The organism is Rhodanobacter sp. Root480, assembly GCF_001426645.1.
In the GTDB taxonomy this organism is placed as follows: Bacteria; Pseudomonadota; Gammaproteobacteria; order Xanthomonadales; family Rhodanobacteraceae; genus Rhodanobacter; species Rhodanobacter ginsenosidimutans.
Map to the genome: position 1 here is coordinate 108,731 of NZ_LMEX01000001.1, position 15,614 is coordinate 124,344.

General features: G+C 66.1%; 13 protein-coding genes. 4 read left to right on the forward strand and 9 right to left on the reverse strand.

Features of this window, described 5'->3' with window-relative positions:
• Window positions 1–32: 32 nt before the first annotated feature.
• The 9 genes from bamA to rpsB form a co-directional block, all read right to left on the reverse strand.
• Complete coding sequence (gene bamA / locus ASD22_RS00565; RefSeq protein WP_056077524.1) at window positions 33–2,456, reverse strand: outer membrane protein assembly factor BamA; 2,424 nt, start codon at window positions 2,454–2,456, stop codon at window positions 33–35.
• Between the two features lie 186 nt (window positions 2,457–2,642).
• Entirely contained in the window at window positions 2,643–3,989 is a 1,347-nt protein-coding gene (gene rseP, locus ASD22_RS00570; protein WP_056077527.1) for an RIP metalloprotease RseP, read from the reverse strand.
• A 39-nt stretch (window positions 3,990–4,028) separates the two neighbouring features.
• A complete protein-coding gene (locus tag ASD22_RS00575) occupies window positions 4,029–5,204 on the reverse strand; it encodes a 1-deoxy-D-xylulose-5-phosphate reductoisomerase (RefSeq protein ID WP_056077530.1) in 1,176 nt (391 codons plus the stop codon).
• Window positions 5,205–5,222: 18 nt separating this feature from the next.
• Entirely contained in the window at window positions 5,223–6,038 is an 816-nt protein-coding gene (locus ASD22_RS00580) for a phosphatidate cytidylyltransferase (RefSeq protein WP_056077535.1), read from the reverse strand.
• A complete protein-coding gene (gene uppS / locus ASD22_RS00585) occupies window positions 6,038–6,790 on the reverse strand; it encodes a polyprenyl diphosphate synthase (RefSeq protein WP_056077537.1) in 753 nt (250 codons plus the stop codon). The genes ASD22_RS00580 and uppS overlap by 1 nt, the downstream gene beginning before the upstream one ends.
• 52 nt (window positions 6,791–6,842) lie before the next feature.
• Window positions 6,843–7,400 (reverse strand): ribosome recycling factor, encoded by a 558-nt coding sequence (gene frr, locus ASD22_RS00590; protein ID WP_056077540.1) that lies wholly within the window; start codon window positions 7,398–7,400, stop codon window positions 6,843–6,845.
• A gap of 76 nt (window positions 7,401–7,476) precedes the next feature.
• Window positions 7,477–8,199 carry a UMP kinase gene (gene pyrH / locus ASD22_RS00595; RefSeq protein WP_007079937.1) on the reverse strand — a complete coding sequence of 241 codons (723 nt, stop codon included), beginning with the start codon at window positions 8,197–8,199 and terminating at the stop codon, window positions 7,477–7,479.
• Window positions 8,200–8,505: 306 nt separating this feature from the next.
• On the reverse strand, window positions 8,506–9,387 hold the full coding sequence (gene tsf / locus ASD22_RS00600; protein ID WP_056077543.1) for a translation elongation factor Ts: 882 nt from the start codon (window positions 9,385–9,387) through the stop codon (window positions 8,506–8,508).
• Between the two features lie 100 nt (window positions 9,388–9,487).
• Complete coding sequence (rpsB, locus tag ASD22_RS00605; protein WP_056077545.1) at window positions 9,488–10,336, reverse strand: 30S ribosomal protein S2; 849 nt, start codon at window positions 10,334–10,336, stop codon at window positions 9,488–9,490.
• A gap of 316 nt (window positions 10,337–10,652) precedes the next feature.
• Between rpsB and map the strand changes: the two genes are divergently transcribed.
• From map to ASD22_RS00625, 4 genes are all read left to right on the forward strand, one after another.
• A complete protein-coding gene (gene map / locus ASD22_RS00610; protein ID WP_056080717.1) occupies window positions 10,653–11,417 on the forward strand; it encodes a type I methionyl aminopeptidase in 765 nt (254 codons plus the stop codon).
• 76 nt (window positions 11,418–11,493) lie between these two features.
• Window positions 11,494–14,142, forward strand: coding sequence for a [protein-PII] uridylyltransferase (gene glnD, locus ASD22_RS00615; protein ID WP_056077548.1), 2,649 nt, complete (start codon window positions 11,494–11,496; stop codon window positions 14,140–14,142).
• An 85-nt stretch (window positions 14,143–14,227) separates the two neighbouring features.
• Window positions 14,228–15,055 (forward strand): 2,3,4,5-tetrahydropyridine-2,6-dicarboxylate N-succinyltransferase, encoded by an 828-nt coding sequence (dapD, locus tag ASD22_RS00620; RefSeq protein WP_056077550.1) that lies wholly within the window; start codon window positions 14,228–14,230, stop codon window positions 15,053–15,055.
• 73 nt (window positions 15,056–15,128) lie between these two features.
• The gene (locus ASD22_RS00625; protein ID WP_056077553.1) at window positions 15,129–15,488 is read left to right on the forward strand and encodes an arsenate reductase; all 360 of its coding nucleotides are present in this window, start codon (window positions 15,129–15,131) and stop codon (window positions 15,486–15,488) included.
• Window positions 15,489–15,614 lie beyond the last annotated feature (126 nt).

Genomic DNA, 15,614 nt, shown 5'->3' on the forward strand with positions numbered 1-15,614 from the left:
GCTCCTTTCCAGCGTTTGCGGGAGGTCCGGTATCAGAACTGGCTCCCGAAGGTGAACTGGACCCGCTCCTCGTAGTGGTGGTCCTCTTTCTGCGAGCGGATCGGTACGGCCAGGCTGATGATCAGCGGGCCGATCGGCGCCTGCCACTGCAGCGACAAACCGGTCGATGCGCGCAACTGCTTGGCGTCGAAGCTCTGGTAATCCTTGTACGCATTGCCGACGTCCATGAACCAGGACACGCGGGCCGTGTTGATGTCCTTGAGGAACGGCAGCGGGATGAACACCTGCGCCGTGCCGAGCACCTTGAACGCGCCGCCGATCGGTTGTGCGTAGGAGTAGTAGCCGCCGGTGCAGGTGCCGTCGGGGTTCTGTGTGGCGCGGGGGCCCACGCAGGAGCGTGGACCCAGTGTGTTGTCCTGGAATCCACGCACGTCGCGCACGCCGCCGGAGTAGAAGTTTTGCCAGAACGGGAAGTCATTGCGCACGTCGGTCAGGACGTGGGTGGGATCTTCCTTCTCGCTGGCAGCTTTCAGTGCTTCGAACTGCGCGTCGCTGATGCCGTTCCTGCCGTAGCTCTGGCCGTAACCGACCTGGCCATCCAGGTACAGCACGAAGCCCAGGCCGACCGGCCAGTAGTGGTTGGCCTGCGCAAAGAACTTCCAGTACTTCGCGGTCGAACCGGGCAGGGCGACATCCACCGACGCCGCCAGCAGGCCACCACGGGTGGGTGCCCAGTAACCGTTGCGGGTGTCGTGGTTCCAGCCGACCGTGCCGGTCCAGGCGTGCTCGGTGCGATTTCCGAGCTGGTCCTGGTATGCCACGAACTGCGGCGGGCTGTAGAAGCTGGTGACGATGCGGTTGCTGCTGATGCCAAGACCCAGGCGCAAGCTGTCGGTTTCGCCGAGCGGCACGCCCAGGTAGGAGGAGAACGCCTTGGTGCTCGTCTCGTAGTTGGCCAGTTCGGTATTGCCGTAATCGGTCTTGGAATAGGTGGCGTTGTAGCCGATGCCAATACCGTTGTCGGTGAGGTACGGGTTGTAGTAGTTGAGGTTGAAACGGGTGTAGTAGCTGCTGCGCTCACCGCTGATCGCAAAGCTGTCGCCGCTGCCGAACAGGTTGTTCTGCGACACCGAGGCCGACAGGATCATGCCCGAATACTGCGAATAGCCCACGCCGAACTGCATGCTGCCGGCCGACTGCTCCTCGACCTTGACCGTCACGTCGACCTTGTCCTGGGTGCCGGGGACCAGCTTCTTGTCGATGTCCACCTTCTTGAAATAGCCCAGCCGCTGCAGACGGATCTTGGAGCGGTCGACGGCGGCCTGCGAATAGAACGTCCCTTCAAGCTGGCGCATCTCGCGGCGCAGCACGCCGTCTTCGGTGCGGGTATTGCCCTGGAAGACCACGCGGCGCACGTACACGCGCTGGCCCGGTTCGACGTACAGCGTGAGGTCGACCGTGCGCTTTTCCTTGTCCAGCTTGGGAATCGAGGTGACCTTGGCGAAGGCGTAGCCGAGGTTGGCCAGCAGTGCCTTGATGCCGTCGGTACTGGCTTCCACCAAGGCCCGGTTGAAGGTGTCGCCCGGTTCCACGATGACCAGGTGGCGCAGCGTGGATTCCGGCAGGATCAGGTCGCCCAGCAGCTTCACGGCGGTGACCTTGTAGATCTCGCCTTCCTTCACGTCGGCGGCCACGTACATCGTGCGTTTGTCCGGTGCGATCGTCACCTGGGTGGAGTCGATGCCGAAGTCGGCGTAGCCGCGGTTCATGTAATAGGACTGCAGCTTTTCCATGTCGCCGGAAAGTTTTTCGCGCGAGTACTGGTCATTCTTCGAATACCAGGACGTCCAGTTGGTGGTGCCCGATTCGAAGTCGCTGCGGATTTCCTTGTCGGTAAAGGCGTGGTTGCCGAGGATGTTGATTTCCTTGATCTTCGACACCTTGCCTTCGCGAATCTCGATTTCCACCGCCACCCGGTTGCGATCCAGGTGGGTGACATGCGGCTCCACCGACACGTTGTACTTGCCGCGGTTGTAGTACTGGTGGATCAGTTCCTGCCGGACCCGGTCCAGCGCCAGGCGATCGAAGGTCTCGCCTTCGGCCAGGCCGATTTCCTTCAGGCCTTTCTTCAGGTCTTCGGACTTGATGTCCTTGTTGCCGCGCAAGGTGAGCTTGCTGATCGACGGCCGTTCGACCACCTTGATCACCAAAATGTTGCCTTCGCGGCTGAGCTCCACGTCGGTGAAGAACTTGGTGTCGTACAACGCGCGGATGGCCCGCTGGGCCTGCGCATTGGTCATCTGGTCGCCCTTGTCCACCGGCAGGTAGTTGTAGACCGTGCCGGCCGCGATGCGGCTGAGCCCGTCGATGCGGATGTCCGACACCACGAAGGGCGCGAACGCGAACGCGTTGGCGGAGAGGGAGGCAAGCAGGAGCAGGGCGGCGACACGCTTCATCGTCGATTCCGATGGGTTATTTGGATGAGGCAGCCTGCGCGGCCACCTCGATCAACAGTGAAGCTAAGGACGAATCCCGCTTCGAGAAAGTACTGACACGTGGCCGTGGTGCATCGCGAGGTCCGCCGTCGCGATGCCACGCACAGTGGCGTGCCGCGGTCATGAGCTTGTCGTGAAGCGCTGGCGTCACGACAGCAGCATGCGGTGAATATCGTTGTAGAACGCCAGCCCCATCAGGGTGAACAGCAGCGCCAGGCCGATGTACTGACCGACGATCATGACCTGTTCGCTGACCGGACTGCCTTTGACCAACTCGACAAGGTAATACAGCAGGTGGCCGCCGTCCAAGACCGGGATCGGCAGCAGGTTGAGAATGGCCAGGCTCAGCGACACCAATGCCAGGAATTGCAGGAACCACGGCAGGCCCATGCTGGCCGATGCATTGGCCACCTCGGCGATGCCGATCACGCCGGAAAGGTTCTTCGTCGACGCCTCGCCGGTGAGCATCTTGCCCAGCATGCTGAACGTCTGCGTGGTGTTGCGCCAGGTGGTTTCCAGCGAAGCACCCAGCGCGCGCAGCGGGCCGTAATGCAGGGTGGCCAGTTCGGTTACCGGCGAGCCCACGCCCATCACCCAGCGCGCCGGCTGGCCCTGCAGCGATTCGAAGCGGGTGGTGACATCCAGCTTCAGCGGTTGGCCGTTCCGGTTGACCACCAGCGCAAGCGTGGGCGATGTTGCCGCCTCCTTCTGCACCAGCTCACCGAACGCCAAAAAATCCGTTGCCGCCTTGCCGTTGACGCTGACGATGCGGTCACCCCCCTGCATGCCTGCCAGCGCGGCCGGCTGGCCCGCCATCACGGTGGCGGCGATGGCCGGCGGCGGCGCCAGTTTCAGGCCCAGCGTGTCGAGGTAATGGCCCACGTCCTGCCCGGCGGGCAATTGATTGAGCGGCAACACCAGCTGGCGTTGCGCACCATCGGCGTCGCGTACGGTCAGCGGCAGCGGTTGGCGGCCCAGCAGCGCGTTGGCCACCGCCGCCATGGAATCGCTCCAGGTCGACACCGGCTCGCCATCGACCGCCAGGATGCGATCGCCCGGCTGCACGCCGGCCACGGCGGCCATGCTGTTTGGCGTGGCGGTCACCACGGGCGCCACGTCGGGCTTGCCCAGCATGAACATCGCCCAGAACGCCACGATCGTGAAAATCAGGTTGAACCCTGGCCCCGCCGCCACGATGGCGATGCGTTTCCACACCGACTTGCCGGTGAATTCCTGCGCGCGCAGGGCGGGGTCGACCTCGCCCTCGCGGGCATCGAGCATCTTGACGTAGCCGCCCAGCGGGATCGCCGCGATCTGGTACTCGGTGCCGTCCCGGCCGACCCGTTTCCAGATCGCGCGGCCAAAGCCCACCGAAAAACGCAGCACCTTGACGCCACAGCGGCGCGCGACCCAGTAATGGCCAAATTCGTGAAAGGTCACCAGCACGCCAAGCGTGACCAGCAACCAGAATACCGAGCCGAAGAAGGAAGTCATCAAGTGCCGAAGTTGAGGAAAATCGCGGGCTACAGAATATCAGCAAGCATGCTGCAGAACGCGACGGGCCGCGGCGCGGGCGATCCGGTCGCGTTCACATAGCGCCCCCACATCGACCACGGCTTGCCCCGGCAGTTCCGTCAATACGCTCTCGACGACATCGGCGATCGACAGGAAGGGCAGCGCGCCGGCGAGAAACGCCTCCACGGCGACCTCGTTGGCGGCGTTGAGTATCGCCGGGCTGTCGCCACCGGCACGCAAGGCCTGATAGGCCAGCGCCAGGCAGCGGAAGGTCGACAGGTCCGGTGCTTCGAACGCCAGCGGCGCGCAGGCGGCCAGGTCCAGCGACGGCACGCCCGATTCCACCCGCTCGGGCCAGGCCAGCGCGTGGGCGATGGCGGTGCGCATGTCCGGGTTGCCGAGCTGGGCCAGCACCGAGCCGTCGACGTATTCCACCATCGAATGCACCAGGCTCTGCGGATGCACCAGCACGTCGATGGCATCGGCGGGCGCGCCAAACAGGTGGTGCGCCTCGATCACTTCCAGCCCCTTGTTCATCAGGGTGGCGGAGTCGACGGAAATCTTGCGGCCCATCACCCAGTTCGGATGTTTGCAGGCCTGGTCGGGGGTGATACCGGCCAGTTCGGCGCGCGTGCGACCGCGGAACGGGCCGCCGGAGGCGGTGAGAATCAGCCGTCGCACGCCGCTGCGGGTCAGCTCGGGGCGCCCGCCGGGCAGGCATTGGAACACCGCGTTGTGCTCGGAATCGACCGGTACCAGCGCGCCGCCGCCCACGCGCACCGCTTCCAGCAGCAGCGCGCCAGCCATCACGATCGATTCCTTGTTGGCCAGCAGCAGGTGCTTGCCCGCCTGCGCCGCGGCCAGCGTGGAATCGAGCCCGGCGGCCCCCACGATGGCGGCCACCACGGTGTCGCACAGGGTGCCGGCGGCCGCGTCGGTGATCGCCTGATGGCCGCTGGCAACGTCGCAGCGCACGCCGGCCGCGGCCAGGCGTCGGGACAGTTCCGCTTCCAGCGCGGGGTCGGCGATCACCGCCAGGTCGGGCTGGTGCCGCACGCACAGTTCGGCCAACGCGGCGACCTGCCGGTTGGCGGTCAGTACGGTGGCGCGGAAGCGTTGCGGGTGGCGCGCGATGACATCCAGCGTATTGCCGCCGATGGAACCGGTGGCGCCAAGTACGGCGACCTTCTTCATGCCTGACGACCCATCACTTCAGAGGCCCAGCAGCCACAGGCCGGCGGCAAACACCGGCAAGGCGGCGAAGACGCTGTCCAGGCGGTCCAGCAGGCCGCCGTGGCCGGGGAAGATGGTGCCCGAATCCTTCACCTTGGCGTGCCGCTTCATCAGGCTTTCGATCAGGTCGCCCACGATGGATGCGGCGACGGTCAGGCATGCCAGTACGGCCAGGCCAACCAGCGAAGCGCCGCGCACATCCAGCAACCAGCCACCGATCACCGCGACCACGGTGCCGGCCACCAGTGCGCCGTAGGCACCCGCCCAGGTCTTGCCCGGGCTGACCTGCGGCGCCAGCTTGCGCTTGCCGAAGGTGCGGCCGCTGAAATACGCGCCGATGTCCGCGCTCCACACGATCAGCAGGGCCAGCAGCGTCCACCAGTGGCCGTGCGGTTCGCGATCGTGGATCGCTACCAGCGCGATCCAGGCGGGAAAGATGATCAGCGCGCCGGCCATCAGCTTCAGCGCGCGGTTTTCGCTGGTGGGCGCGGCGGCAAACGCGAAATGGCGCAGCCACAGGCAGGCCACCGCCCACCACGCCACGCCCAGCAGCACCAGCGGTATCTCCACGGCGGCATGGCCCCACCACAGCAAGCCGAACACGGCGACCGCCGCCAGCAGCAGCACGATGGACGCCGCGCGGTTCTTCAAGCCGGACAGTTGCGCCCACTCCCACCACGCGGCCAGGAAGGCCACGGCGCAAAGCAGCGCGAAGATCGCCGTGGGCGGCCACAGGACGATCGCGATCGCCAACGGGGCGAGAATCAGGGCAGTGAGGACGCGCTGGAGCAGCATCAGGATACCTGGGCAGTGGTGGCGGCGACCTGCTCGCCGGTGCGGCCGTAGCGGCGTTCGCGGCGAGCGTAGTCTTCGATGGCCCCGCGCAGGCAAGCCTGGTCGAAATCGGGCCACAGGGTATCGGTGAAATAGAACTCGGCGTAGGCCGCCTGCCACAGCAGGAAGTTGCTGATGCGGGTTTCGCCACCGGTGCGGATGAACAGGTCCAGCGGCGGCGCGTCGGCCAGGCTCATCCATTGGCCCAGGCGCGCTTCATCGATCTGCTCCGCTTGCAGCTCGCCACGCGCCACGGCGGCGGCGGCCTGGCGGCTGGCCTGGACGATGTCCCAGCGGCCGCCGTAGTTCACGGCCACGTTCAATTGCAGTTTGTCGTTATCGGCGGTGCGGGTCATCGCCGACTGCATGCGCCGGCGCAGCGGTTCGTCGAACGCGGTGAGGTCGCCGACGAAGCGCAGCCGCACGCCGTAGCCGTGCAATTCATCCACTTCCTTGTCCAGCGCACGCACGAACAGGTTCATCAGTGCGCCGACTTCGTCCTGCGGCCGCTGCCAGTTCTCGCTGGAAAACGCGAACAGGGTCAGTGCCTGCACGCCTTCGCGCAGGCAGGATTCCACTGCCTCGCGCACCGCCTTGCGGCCGGCGTTGTGGCCGAAACTGCGCGGCTGGTGACGGGCCTTGGCCCAGCGGCCGTTGCCGTCCATCACGATCGCGATGTGGCGCGGCACCGCCGCCGCCGGCACGCTGGTCATGCGGCCGGCCGCGCGTGCCGGGTTACAGCGGCGGCAGCCGACGGGCTCATCATCAAATCGCCATCAGCTCGTCTTCCTTGGCTTTCACCACGGCGTCGACGTCCTTGACGGCCTTGTCGGTGAGCTTCTGGATTTCGTCGTCCACGCGGCGGTCGTCGTCTTCCGTGATCAGCTTTTCCTTGAGCAGGTCCTTGACCTGCTGCAAGGCGTCGCGGCGCACGTTGCGGATGGCGATCTTCGCGTTTTCGCCTTCATGGCCGACCATCTTGGCCAGCTCGCGGCGGCGCTCCTCGGTGAGCGCGGGCAGGTTGAGGCGGATCACGGTGCCGGCGGTGGTCGGCGTGATGCCCAGGTCGGAGGCCATCAAGGCCTTCTCGACCGGGGCCACCATCTGCTTTTCCCATGGCGTGATCACGATCGTGCGTGCGTCGGCCAGGCTGACCGACGCGACCTGGGTCAGCGGCATGTCGGAGCCGTAGTACGGCACCTTGATGCCGTCAACCAGCGCGGTGCTGGCGCGACCGGTGCGCAGGCGCAGCAGATCGTGCTTGAGGGAGTCGATGCTTTTGCCCATGCGGGTCTGGGCATCGTTCTTGATGTCATTGAGCATGTGGCGTTTCCCGAAGAGCTCTGGCAAGCAGACGATTATAGCAGCCGGGTCAAGCCGGCCGGCAGCGTTGCTGGCCTCAATCGCCGCAAACCAGGGTACCGATCGCTTCGCCGCGCATGATCCGCATCAGGTTGCCCGGCACGGTCATGTCGTAGATGCGCAGCGGCATCTGCTGGTCGCGGCACAGCGCGATGGCGGCCGTGTCCATCACTTCGAGCTTGTGCTCGATCACCTTGTCGTAGCCCAGTTGCTCGTAGCGCACGGCGTCGCTGTGCTTGGCCGGGTCGGCGGTGTAGACGCCGTCGACCTTGGTGGCCTTGAGCAGCAGGTCGGCGCCGATTTCCACCGCGCGCAGTGCGGCGGCCGAATCGGTGGTGAAGAACGGGTTGCCGGTGCCTGCGGCGAACAGCACGATGCGGCCTTTCTCGATGTGGCGGATGGCGCGGCGGCGGATGTAATCCTCGGCCACGTCGTGGATCTGGATGGCGCTGGTGACGCGGGCGAAACCGCCGCGTTTCTCGATCGCATCCTGCATCGCCAGTGCGTTCATCACCGTGGCCAGCATGCCCATATGGTCGCCGGTGACGCGGTCCATGCCCGCCGCGGCAAGGCCCGCGCCGCGGAAGATGTTGCCGCCGCCGATCACCACGCCGATCTGGATGCCGGCGCGCTGCACCTCGATGATCTCGTCGGCCAGGCGGCCGATCACCTTCGGATCGATGCCGTAATCGGCCTCGCCCATCAATGCCTCGCCGGAGAGCTTGAGCAGGATGCGGTGGTACTTGTGCGGATTGCTCATGGGGACTCCGGATTGTGTGGGGTAAACCGGCACATTGTAGCGGAGAGCCGGTCGTGCGGCGCGAAGAATGAGCGTCGGGGAATGAGGATGAACCACCCGCTTTTCTCCCTCCCCTGCGCAGCAGGGGAGGGTTGGGGAGGGGTGCTCTTGATCGGTAAGCCAAAAGCTTTACCCCCTCATCTGAAGGACTCCCTGCGACCGAAGGAAGTCCTTTGAGGCAAGCAGGGGGAGGAGCAGAGCTTCTCGCCAACGAAAAAGGCCACGGTTCCCCGTGGCCTTTTTGCTTTCAGCAGTTAGTGCCGGCGATTACGCCAGACCGGCCTGCTTCATCACTTCAGCAGCGAAATCCTCGGTGGCCTTCTCGATGCCTTCGCCCACAGCCAGGCGGGCAACGGAGATCACGTCGGCGCCATCCTTCTTCAGCGCGTCGGCGACGGTCACGTTGGTGTCCAGCACGTACGGCTGGCCGAGCAGGGTGACCTCGGAGATGATCTTGTTGACCTTGCCGGCCACGATCTTTTCCAGGATTTCGGCCGGCTTGGCCTTGTCCTTGTCCGACATCTGGCTCAGCGCGATGTCCTTTTCCTTGGCCAGGAAGTCGGCCGGCACGTCGTCCGCGCGCACGTACGGCGGGTTCATTGCCGCCACATGCATGGCGATGCCCTTGGCCAGTTCCTCGGAACCGCCCTTGAGCGCCACCAGCACGCCGATGCGGCCGCCGTGGATGTAGGCACCGATCACGCCGTCGCTCTCGACGCGCGCCAGGCGACGCACGTCGATCTTCTCGCCGATGGTGGCGATCAGTGCCTTGCCCGCTTCCTCGACATTGGCGGCGCCGGGGTAGGCGGCAGCCTTCAGCGCGTCGATGTCGGCGGCGCCGGAGTTCAAGGCCACGTCAGCCACGGTGTCACTGAACTTCAGGAAGCTGGCGTCCTTGGCGACGAAGTCGGTTTCGCAGTTCACTTCGACCAGCACGGCCTTGCCGGTGGCCTGGGCAGCCACGATGCGGCCTTCGGCGGCGATGCGGCTGGCCTTCTTGTCGGCCTTGGCCAGGCCGGACTTGCGCAGCCATTCCATCGCGGTCTCGATGTCGCCGTTGTTCTCGACCAGGGCCTTCTTGCATTCCATCATGCCGGCGCCGGACCGCTCGCGCAGCTCCTTGACCAGTTGTGCGGAAATATTGCTCATGGGTTGTCCTCTAATGCTTGAAAGCGCCGGGGCACGCATGCCCCGGCGCGGTTATCGCGTGCGGCGGATGCAACGGCGGCACAAGCCGCCGTTGTCGCGCTTACCTGGCGGCAGGGGCGCCATCGCGCGAACCACGGCCGCCGTCACGGCGCGGCGCGGACTTGCGCGGGGCAGCGTCGCGGCGCGGGCGATCGACCTTGGCCACCGGGTTGCCTTCCTCGTCCAGCTCGACGAAGTCGTTGCCGTCGCCCTGGGCGGCGGCCGGCGCGGCGGCCTTGCCTTCCAGGATCGAGTCGGCAGCGGCGCGGGCGTACAGCTGGATCGCGCGGATGGCGTCGTCATTGCCCGGGATGGCGTAGTCGACCAGGTCCGGGTTGTAGTTGGTGTCGACCACGGCGATCACCGGGATACCCAGCTTCTTGGCTTCCTGCACGGCGATGTCTTCGTGGCCGATGTCGATCACGAACAGCGCGTCGGGCAGGCGGTTCATGTCCTTGATGCCGCCCAGCGAGGCCTGCAGCTTGTCGCGCTCGCGGCGACGAGCCAGCACTTCGTGCTTGACCAGCTTGTCGAACGAACCGTCGGTCTCGGCTGCTTCCAGCTCCTTCAGGCGCGAAACGGACTGCTTCACGGTGCGGAAGTTGGTCAGCATGCCGCCGAGCCAGCGCGAGGTGACGAACGGCATGCCGGCGCGGGCAGCCTCTTCGGCCAACGGCTCGCGGGCGGAACGCTTGGTGCCCACGAAAAGGATGGTGCCGCGCTTCTGCGCCAGGCCCGACAGGAAGTTCATCGCGTCGGTGAACAGCGGCAGGGTCTTTTCGAGGTTGATGATGTGGATCTTGCCGCGGGCGCCGAAGATGTACGGGGCCATCTTTGGGTTCCAGTAACGGGTCTGGTGACCGAAATGGACGCCCGCTTCGAGCATCTGGCGCATGGTGACTTGTGCCATGGGGTATTACTCCGATTGTCGGCTCCCCTTGAAGGGAACCTGGGGTTGGGACCTCCACGCATCCCCGACTTCGACCGCGACTGCCCGGTTTGTGATGGGCGAGGCGCAGCACCCCGAAGACGGTGCCGATGCGTGTGTGGCGTTGGTTTGGGTGTTGTACCGCTGAGGGTTACAATCCCGGTTCGCTTTGCGCTGGGTAGCTGTCAAAACTGCTACGTCAGATCAGCAAAACTCCGAAATTGTAGCCGGTGCGCCGGCATAGCGGCAAGTCACCGGGTTCCCGAAGGCTTTGTCGCCACCGATTGAAGTGGAAACCATGGCCATCACCCTTAAATCCCCCGAAGACCTCGAAGGCATGCGTGTCGCCGGCAAGCTGGCCGCCGAGGTGCTGGCCATGCTGGTCGAACACGTCAAGCCGGGCGTCAGTACCGAGGAGCTGGACCGGCTCGCCTACGAGCACATCGTCAACGTGCAGAAGGCGATTCCCGCCAACGTGGGCTACCACGGCTTTCCCAAGACGCTGTGCACCTCGGTCAACCACGTGATCTGCCATGGCATTCCGAACGAGGGCAAGATCCTCAAGGACGGCGACATCATCAATCTCGACGTCACCGTGATCAAGGATGGCTGGCACGGCGACACCAGCCGCATGTACATCGCCGGCACGCCGTCGGTGCTGGCCAAGCGGCTGGTCGACACGGCATTCGAGTCGATGATGTGCGGCATCCGCGTGGTGCGCCCGGGCGCCACCCTGGGCGACGTGGGGCACGCCATCCAGCAGCATGCCGAGGGCGCCGGCTTCAGCGTGGTCAAGGAGTATTGCGGCCACGGCATCGGAAAGATCTACCACGACGAACCGCAGGTGCTGCATTACGGCAAGGCGGGCACGGGCGTGGAGCTGAAGAAGGGCATGACCTTCACCATCGAGCCGATGATCAACGCCGGCAAGGCGCAGACCCGCCAGCTGCCGGACGGCTGGACCGTGGTGACCAAGGACCATTCCCTGTCGGCGCAGTGGGAACACACCATCGCGGTGACCGACGACGGCTTCGAGATCCTCACGCCCTGGCCCGATCAATGATCGCGACGTGCGGGAGTCGACCCACGACCTCCCGCACGTAATAAAGTGGCGTGACGTTTCCGGAACCATCCCGCTCATGCCGCCAACTTCCCCTTCCGTCGTCCTGCCTCCGTTGCCGCGCCTGCCCGTGGCGGTGCCGCGCTCGGGCGTTTCCAGCGATGCGCGCCGCGCCCTGCGGCAATTGCTGGGCGATGTGGATCGCGGCCTCACGGTGGCTTTCCGCGACGGTGCCGACGCCAGTGTGCTGGCGCGCCGGCGTAGCGAATCGGTGGATCGCATGGTGGCCCACGTATGGACGGCCTGCCTGGGCGAGGTCGACAACGCGGCGCTGTTCGCCGTGGGGGGCTACGGCCGCGGCTTGCTGTTTCCGTATTCGGATGTGGACCTGCTGGCGCTGGTCGACGCCCCCTCGCCGGCGCGGCTGCGCGCGCTGGAGCAGTTCTTCGCCACGCTGTGGGATATCGGCCTGAAAGTGGGCCATGCCGTGCGCGAGCTGTCGCAATGCCGCGAGCTGGCGTCGAGCGATGCCACGGTGTTCACCAGCCTGCTGGATGCGCGCAGGCTGGTGGGTGACCCCGCCTTCGACGCCACATTGCGCACCATCATCGACGACCCGCAGCTGTGGCCCCCGGCGGATTACCTGGCCGCGCGGCTGGCCGAGCGCGACGCCCGCCACGCGCGCTACGACGACACCGCCTACAACCTGGAGCCCAATATCAAGGACGGCCCCGGCGGCCTGCGCACGCTCGACTCGCTGCGCTGGCTGGGTCGCCGGCTGGTGCATGCGGGCGGGTTCGAGGACATGCAGGTCGAGGGCCTGCTCGACCCCGCCGAACGCACCAGCCTGTGCGAAGCGGAAACCACGCTGCGTCGCTACCGCTACGCGTTGCACCTGGAGGCGGGGCGGCCCGAGGAACGGCTGCTGTTCGACTACCAGCGTGCGCTGGCGGCGCGGCTGGGGTTCGAGGACGAGCACGAGAAGAACCTGGGCGTGGAGCAATTCATGCAGGGCTATTACCGCGCGGCCAGCCAGGTGGAGCGGCTGGGCGTGCAGGTGGCCGAGCGTTTCGTGGAAATGCTTGAGCCGGCCGGTGACGAAGAGCCCGTCGGTGCGGACTTCGTGCGTTATGGCCGGCGGCTGGCGGCGCGCGATCCCGAACTCTTCATGCGTCGGCCGGCGGCGCTGATCGAGATTTTCATCGCGCGGCTGGATCTGCCCGGGGTGGTCGGTTTCAGTGCCGACAGCATGCGCCGCATCCACCGCGCCACCGCCGTGCACGAGGCGATGCTGGCCACCGACCCCGACGCGCTGGCCGCGTTCCTGCGTTTGCTGCGCCGTGGCGCGCCGGCGGTGGATGCGCTGTGGCGGATGAACCGGCACGGCTTGCTGGCGGCGATCCTGCCCGCGTTCGGCAAGGTCTTCGGCCGCATGCAGTACGACCTGTTCCACGTCTACACCGTCGACGAGCACACGCTGCGCGTGCTGCGCAACATGGCGCGCTTCGCCGACCCCGCCGCGAAGCGCGATTTCGCGCTGGGCTGCGAGATCTGGGCCGACATGCCCAAGCCGGAGATCATGCTGCTGTCCGCGCTTTTGCACGACATCGCCAAGGGTCGCGGCGGTGATCATTCGGTGTTGGGCGAGGAGGACGCGCGCGCGTTCTGCACCCGACTGGGGCTTTCGCGCGGCGACGTCGAACGCGTGGCCTGGCTGGTGCGCTGGCATCTGCTGATGAGCACCACCGCCCAGCGGCAGGACATCACCGACCCCGACGTGGTGCAGCGTTTTGCCGAAAAGGTGGAGAACCGCGAACGGCTGGGCCAGCTCTACCTGCTCACCGTAGCCGACGTGATCGGCACCAGCCCGCGGCTGTGGAACGCCTGGAAGGATCGCCTGCTGGCCGACCTCTACCACGCCACGCGCTACGCCATGAGCCGCGACGTGGACCTGCCGCGCGATGCCGGCGAACGGGTGCAGGAATGTGCGGAGTATGCGCTGGCGCTGCTGATGGACCAGGGCGTGGCCGAGGCCGACGTGGAGCGCATCTGGGCGGATTTCCCGCAGCTCAGCTTCCTGCGCCACCGGCCGGAGCAGATCGCGTGGCAGACGGCGGCCATCCTGCGTGCCGGCGGCGGGGTGCCGCTGGTGGCCGTGCACCCGATGTCGGTGCGCGGCAGTACCGAGCTGTTCGTCTACACGCCCGACCGTGACGGCCTGTTCGCCTCCGTCACCGCGATGCTCGACCGGCTGCGTTTCTCGGTGATGGAAGCACGCATCCTCAGCTCGCCCAAGGGCATGGCGATGGATACCTTCCTGTTGCTGGAGGCGGACAGCCAGCAGCCGGCCAACGCCGTGCGTGCCGAGGAACTGCAGCAGCGCCTGCAACGCGCGCTGACCTTGTCGACCGGCGTGCAGCCCAGCAAGCGCAGCATGTCGCGTCATCAGCGGCACTTCCAGACCGCGCCCAAGATCAGCTTCGACGATGCGGGCGACCGCACCCAGCTGGCGCTGGTCGGCACCGACCGTCCCGGCCTGCTGGCGGCGGTGGCGCAGGTGATCCTGGATGCCGGCGCACGCGTGCACGACGCGCGCATCGCCACGTTCGGCGAGCGGGTCGAGGACTTCTTCCTGCTCAGCGACCGCCACAACGCGCCACTCGACCAGGCGCTGCGCGATCACCTGCTGCATGCCTTGCTGGAACGCATCGGGCCGTCCAAAGACTGAGTTCCTGTAACCTTGGCAGTCCGATTGCGCGGCCGTGGACAGGCCGCGCATTTAGCCATCCAGATACGCGAGCGAACTTCAGCCCATGCAAGCCATCGAAACCCTGATCAACGACGCGTTCGAGCGTCGCAATGAACTGACCGCCACCGAGATCAAAAACCAGCTGCGTCCCGCCGTCGAACAGGTCATCGACCTGCTCGAATCGGGCGAGCGCCGCGTGGCCGAGCCCGATGGCCAGGGCGGCTGGACGGTGAACCAGTGGCTCAAGAAAGCCGTGCTGCTGTACTTCCGCATCAATGGCAACCACGTCGTCGACGGTGGCGCGGCGCAGGCCTTCGACAAGGTGCCACTGCGTTTCGCCCACGGCAACGACGCCGAGCTGCAGAACCTGGGCGCCCGCGTGGTACCCGGCGCGCTGGTGCGCCGCGGCGCGCATATCGCCAAAGACGCCGTGCTGATGCCCAGCTACGTCAACATCGGCGCCCACGTGGGTGCGGGCACGATGGTCGATACCTGGGCCACGGTGGGCTCCTGCGCGCAGATCGGCGCGGGCGTGCACCTGTCCGGCGGCGTCGGCATCGGTGGTGTGCTGGAGCCGCTGCAGGCCGGCCCCACCATCATCGAGGACAACTGCTTCATCGGCGCGCGCTCGGAAGTGGTCGAGGGCGTGGTGGTGGAGAAGGGCAGCGTGATCGGCATGGGCGTGTTCCTGGGTCAGTCCACCCGCATCTACAACCGCGCCACCGGCGAAACCAGCTACGGCCGCGTGCCCGCTGGCAGCGTGGTGGTGGCCGGCAGCCTGCCCGCGAAGGACGGCAGCCACAGCCTCTACGCCGCCATCATCGTGAAACAGGTGGACGAGAAAACCCGCAGCAAGACCGGCATCAACGAACTGCTGCGCGCTGCGGAGTAGAGCCCACCCTGTGGGCGACAGGACTGGCGGTGAAATCAATCGCGCACAGGGTGCGCTCCTACAGGAAACCGGCGTGACCGAACCGACGCTTTACGGCCTTCCCAACTGCGATACCTGCAAGAAGGCCCGCAACTGGCTGAGCCGTTTCGAGGTGGCCCACGACTTCATCGACTACCGCGCCAATCCGGTGCCGGCGGCCACGTTGAAAGCGTGGGCGGCGCAACTCGGCGGTTGGGAAAAGTTGGTCAACAAGTCCTCCACCACCTGGCGCAACCTGCTGCCGCAGCGCAAGAACCCCGGCAGCGATCCGGAGTGGACCCTGCTGCTGAAGGAATACCCCGCGTTGATCCGTCGCCCCGTGGTCGTGCGACCCGACGGCGCGGTGAGCGTGGGCTTCAGCGACAACGGCTTCAAGAAGCTGTTCGCCCGCTGAGAGGTTGTGATTTTTTCAACCTCGAARCCCGGCCACGATGGCCGGGCGCGGATCGATCACGCAAGTGATTGGTCCGCGTGAGCGCTTCCGGGCCTGTGCCGGAAGCGCGATAGAGAAAAACCACAG

Bases quoted from the DNA above. Each gene is read 5' to 3' on its own strand.
- pyrH (WP_007079937.1), bottom strand. From the start codon at position 8,199: ATGAGCAATCCGCACAAGTACCACCGCATCCTGCTCAAGCTCTCCGGC.
- uppS (WP_056077537.1), bottom strand. From the start codon at position 6,790: ATGACCAGCGTGCCGGCGGCGGCGGTGCCGCGCCACATCGCGATCGTG.
- rpsB (WP_056077545.1), bottom strand. From the start codon at position 10,336: ATGGCACAAGTCACCATGCGCCAGATGCTCGAAGCGGGCGTCCATTTC.
- rseP (WP_056077527.1), bottom strand. From the start codon at position 3,989: ATGACTTCCTTCTTCGGCTCGGTATTCTGGTTGCTGGTCACGCTTGGC.
- map (WP_056080717.1), top strand. From the start codon at position 10,653: ATGGCCATCACCCTTAAATCCCCCGAAGACCTCGAAGGCATGCGTGTC.
- ASD22_RS00580 (WP_056077535.1), bottom strand. From the start codon at position 6,038: ATGCTGCTCCAGCGCGTCCTCACTGCCCTGATTCTCGCCCCGTTGGCG.
- tsf (WP_056077543.1), bottom strand. From the start codon at position 9,387: ATGAGCAATATTTCCGCACAACTGGTCAAGGAGCTGCGCGAGCGGTCC.
- dapD (WP_056077550.1), top strand. From the start codon at position 14,228: ATGCAAGCCATCGAAACCCTGATCAACGACGCGTTCGAGCGTCGCAAT.
- frr (WP_056077540.1), bottom strand. From the start codon at position 7,400: ATGCTCAATGACATCAAGAACGATGCCCAGACCCGCATGGGCAAAAGC.
- bamA (WP_056077524.1), bottom strand. From the start codon at position 2,456: ATGAAGCGTGTCGCCGCCCTGCTCCTGCTTGCCTCCCTCTCCGCCAAC.
- ASD22_RS00575 (WP_056077530.1), bottom strand. From the start codon at position 5,204: ATGAAGAAGGTCGCCGTACTTGGCGCCACCGGTTCCATCGGCGGCAAT.
- glnD (WP_056077548.1), top strand. From the start codon at position 11,494: ATGCCGCCAACTTCCCCTTCCGTCGTCCTGCCTCCGTTGCCGCGCCTG.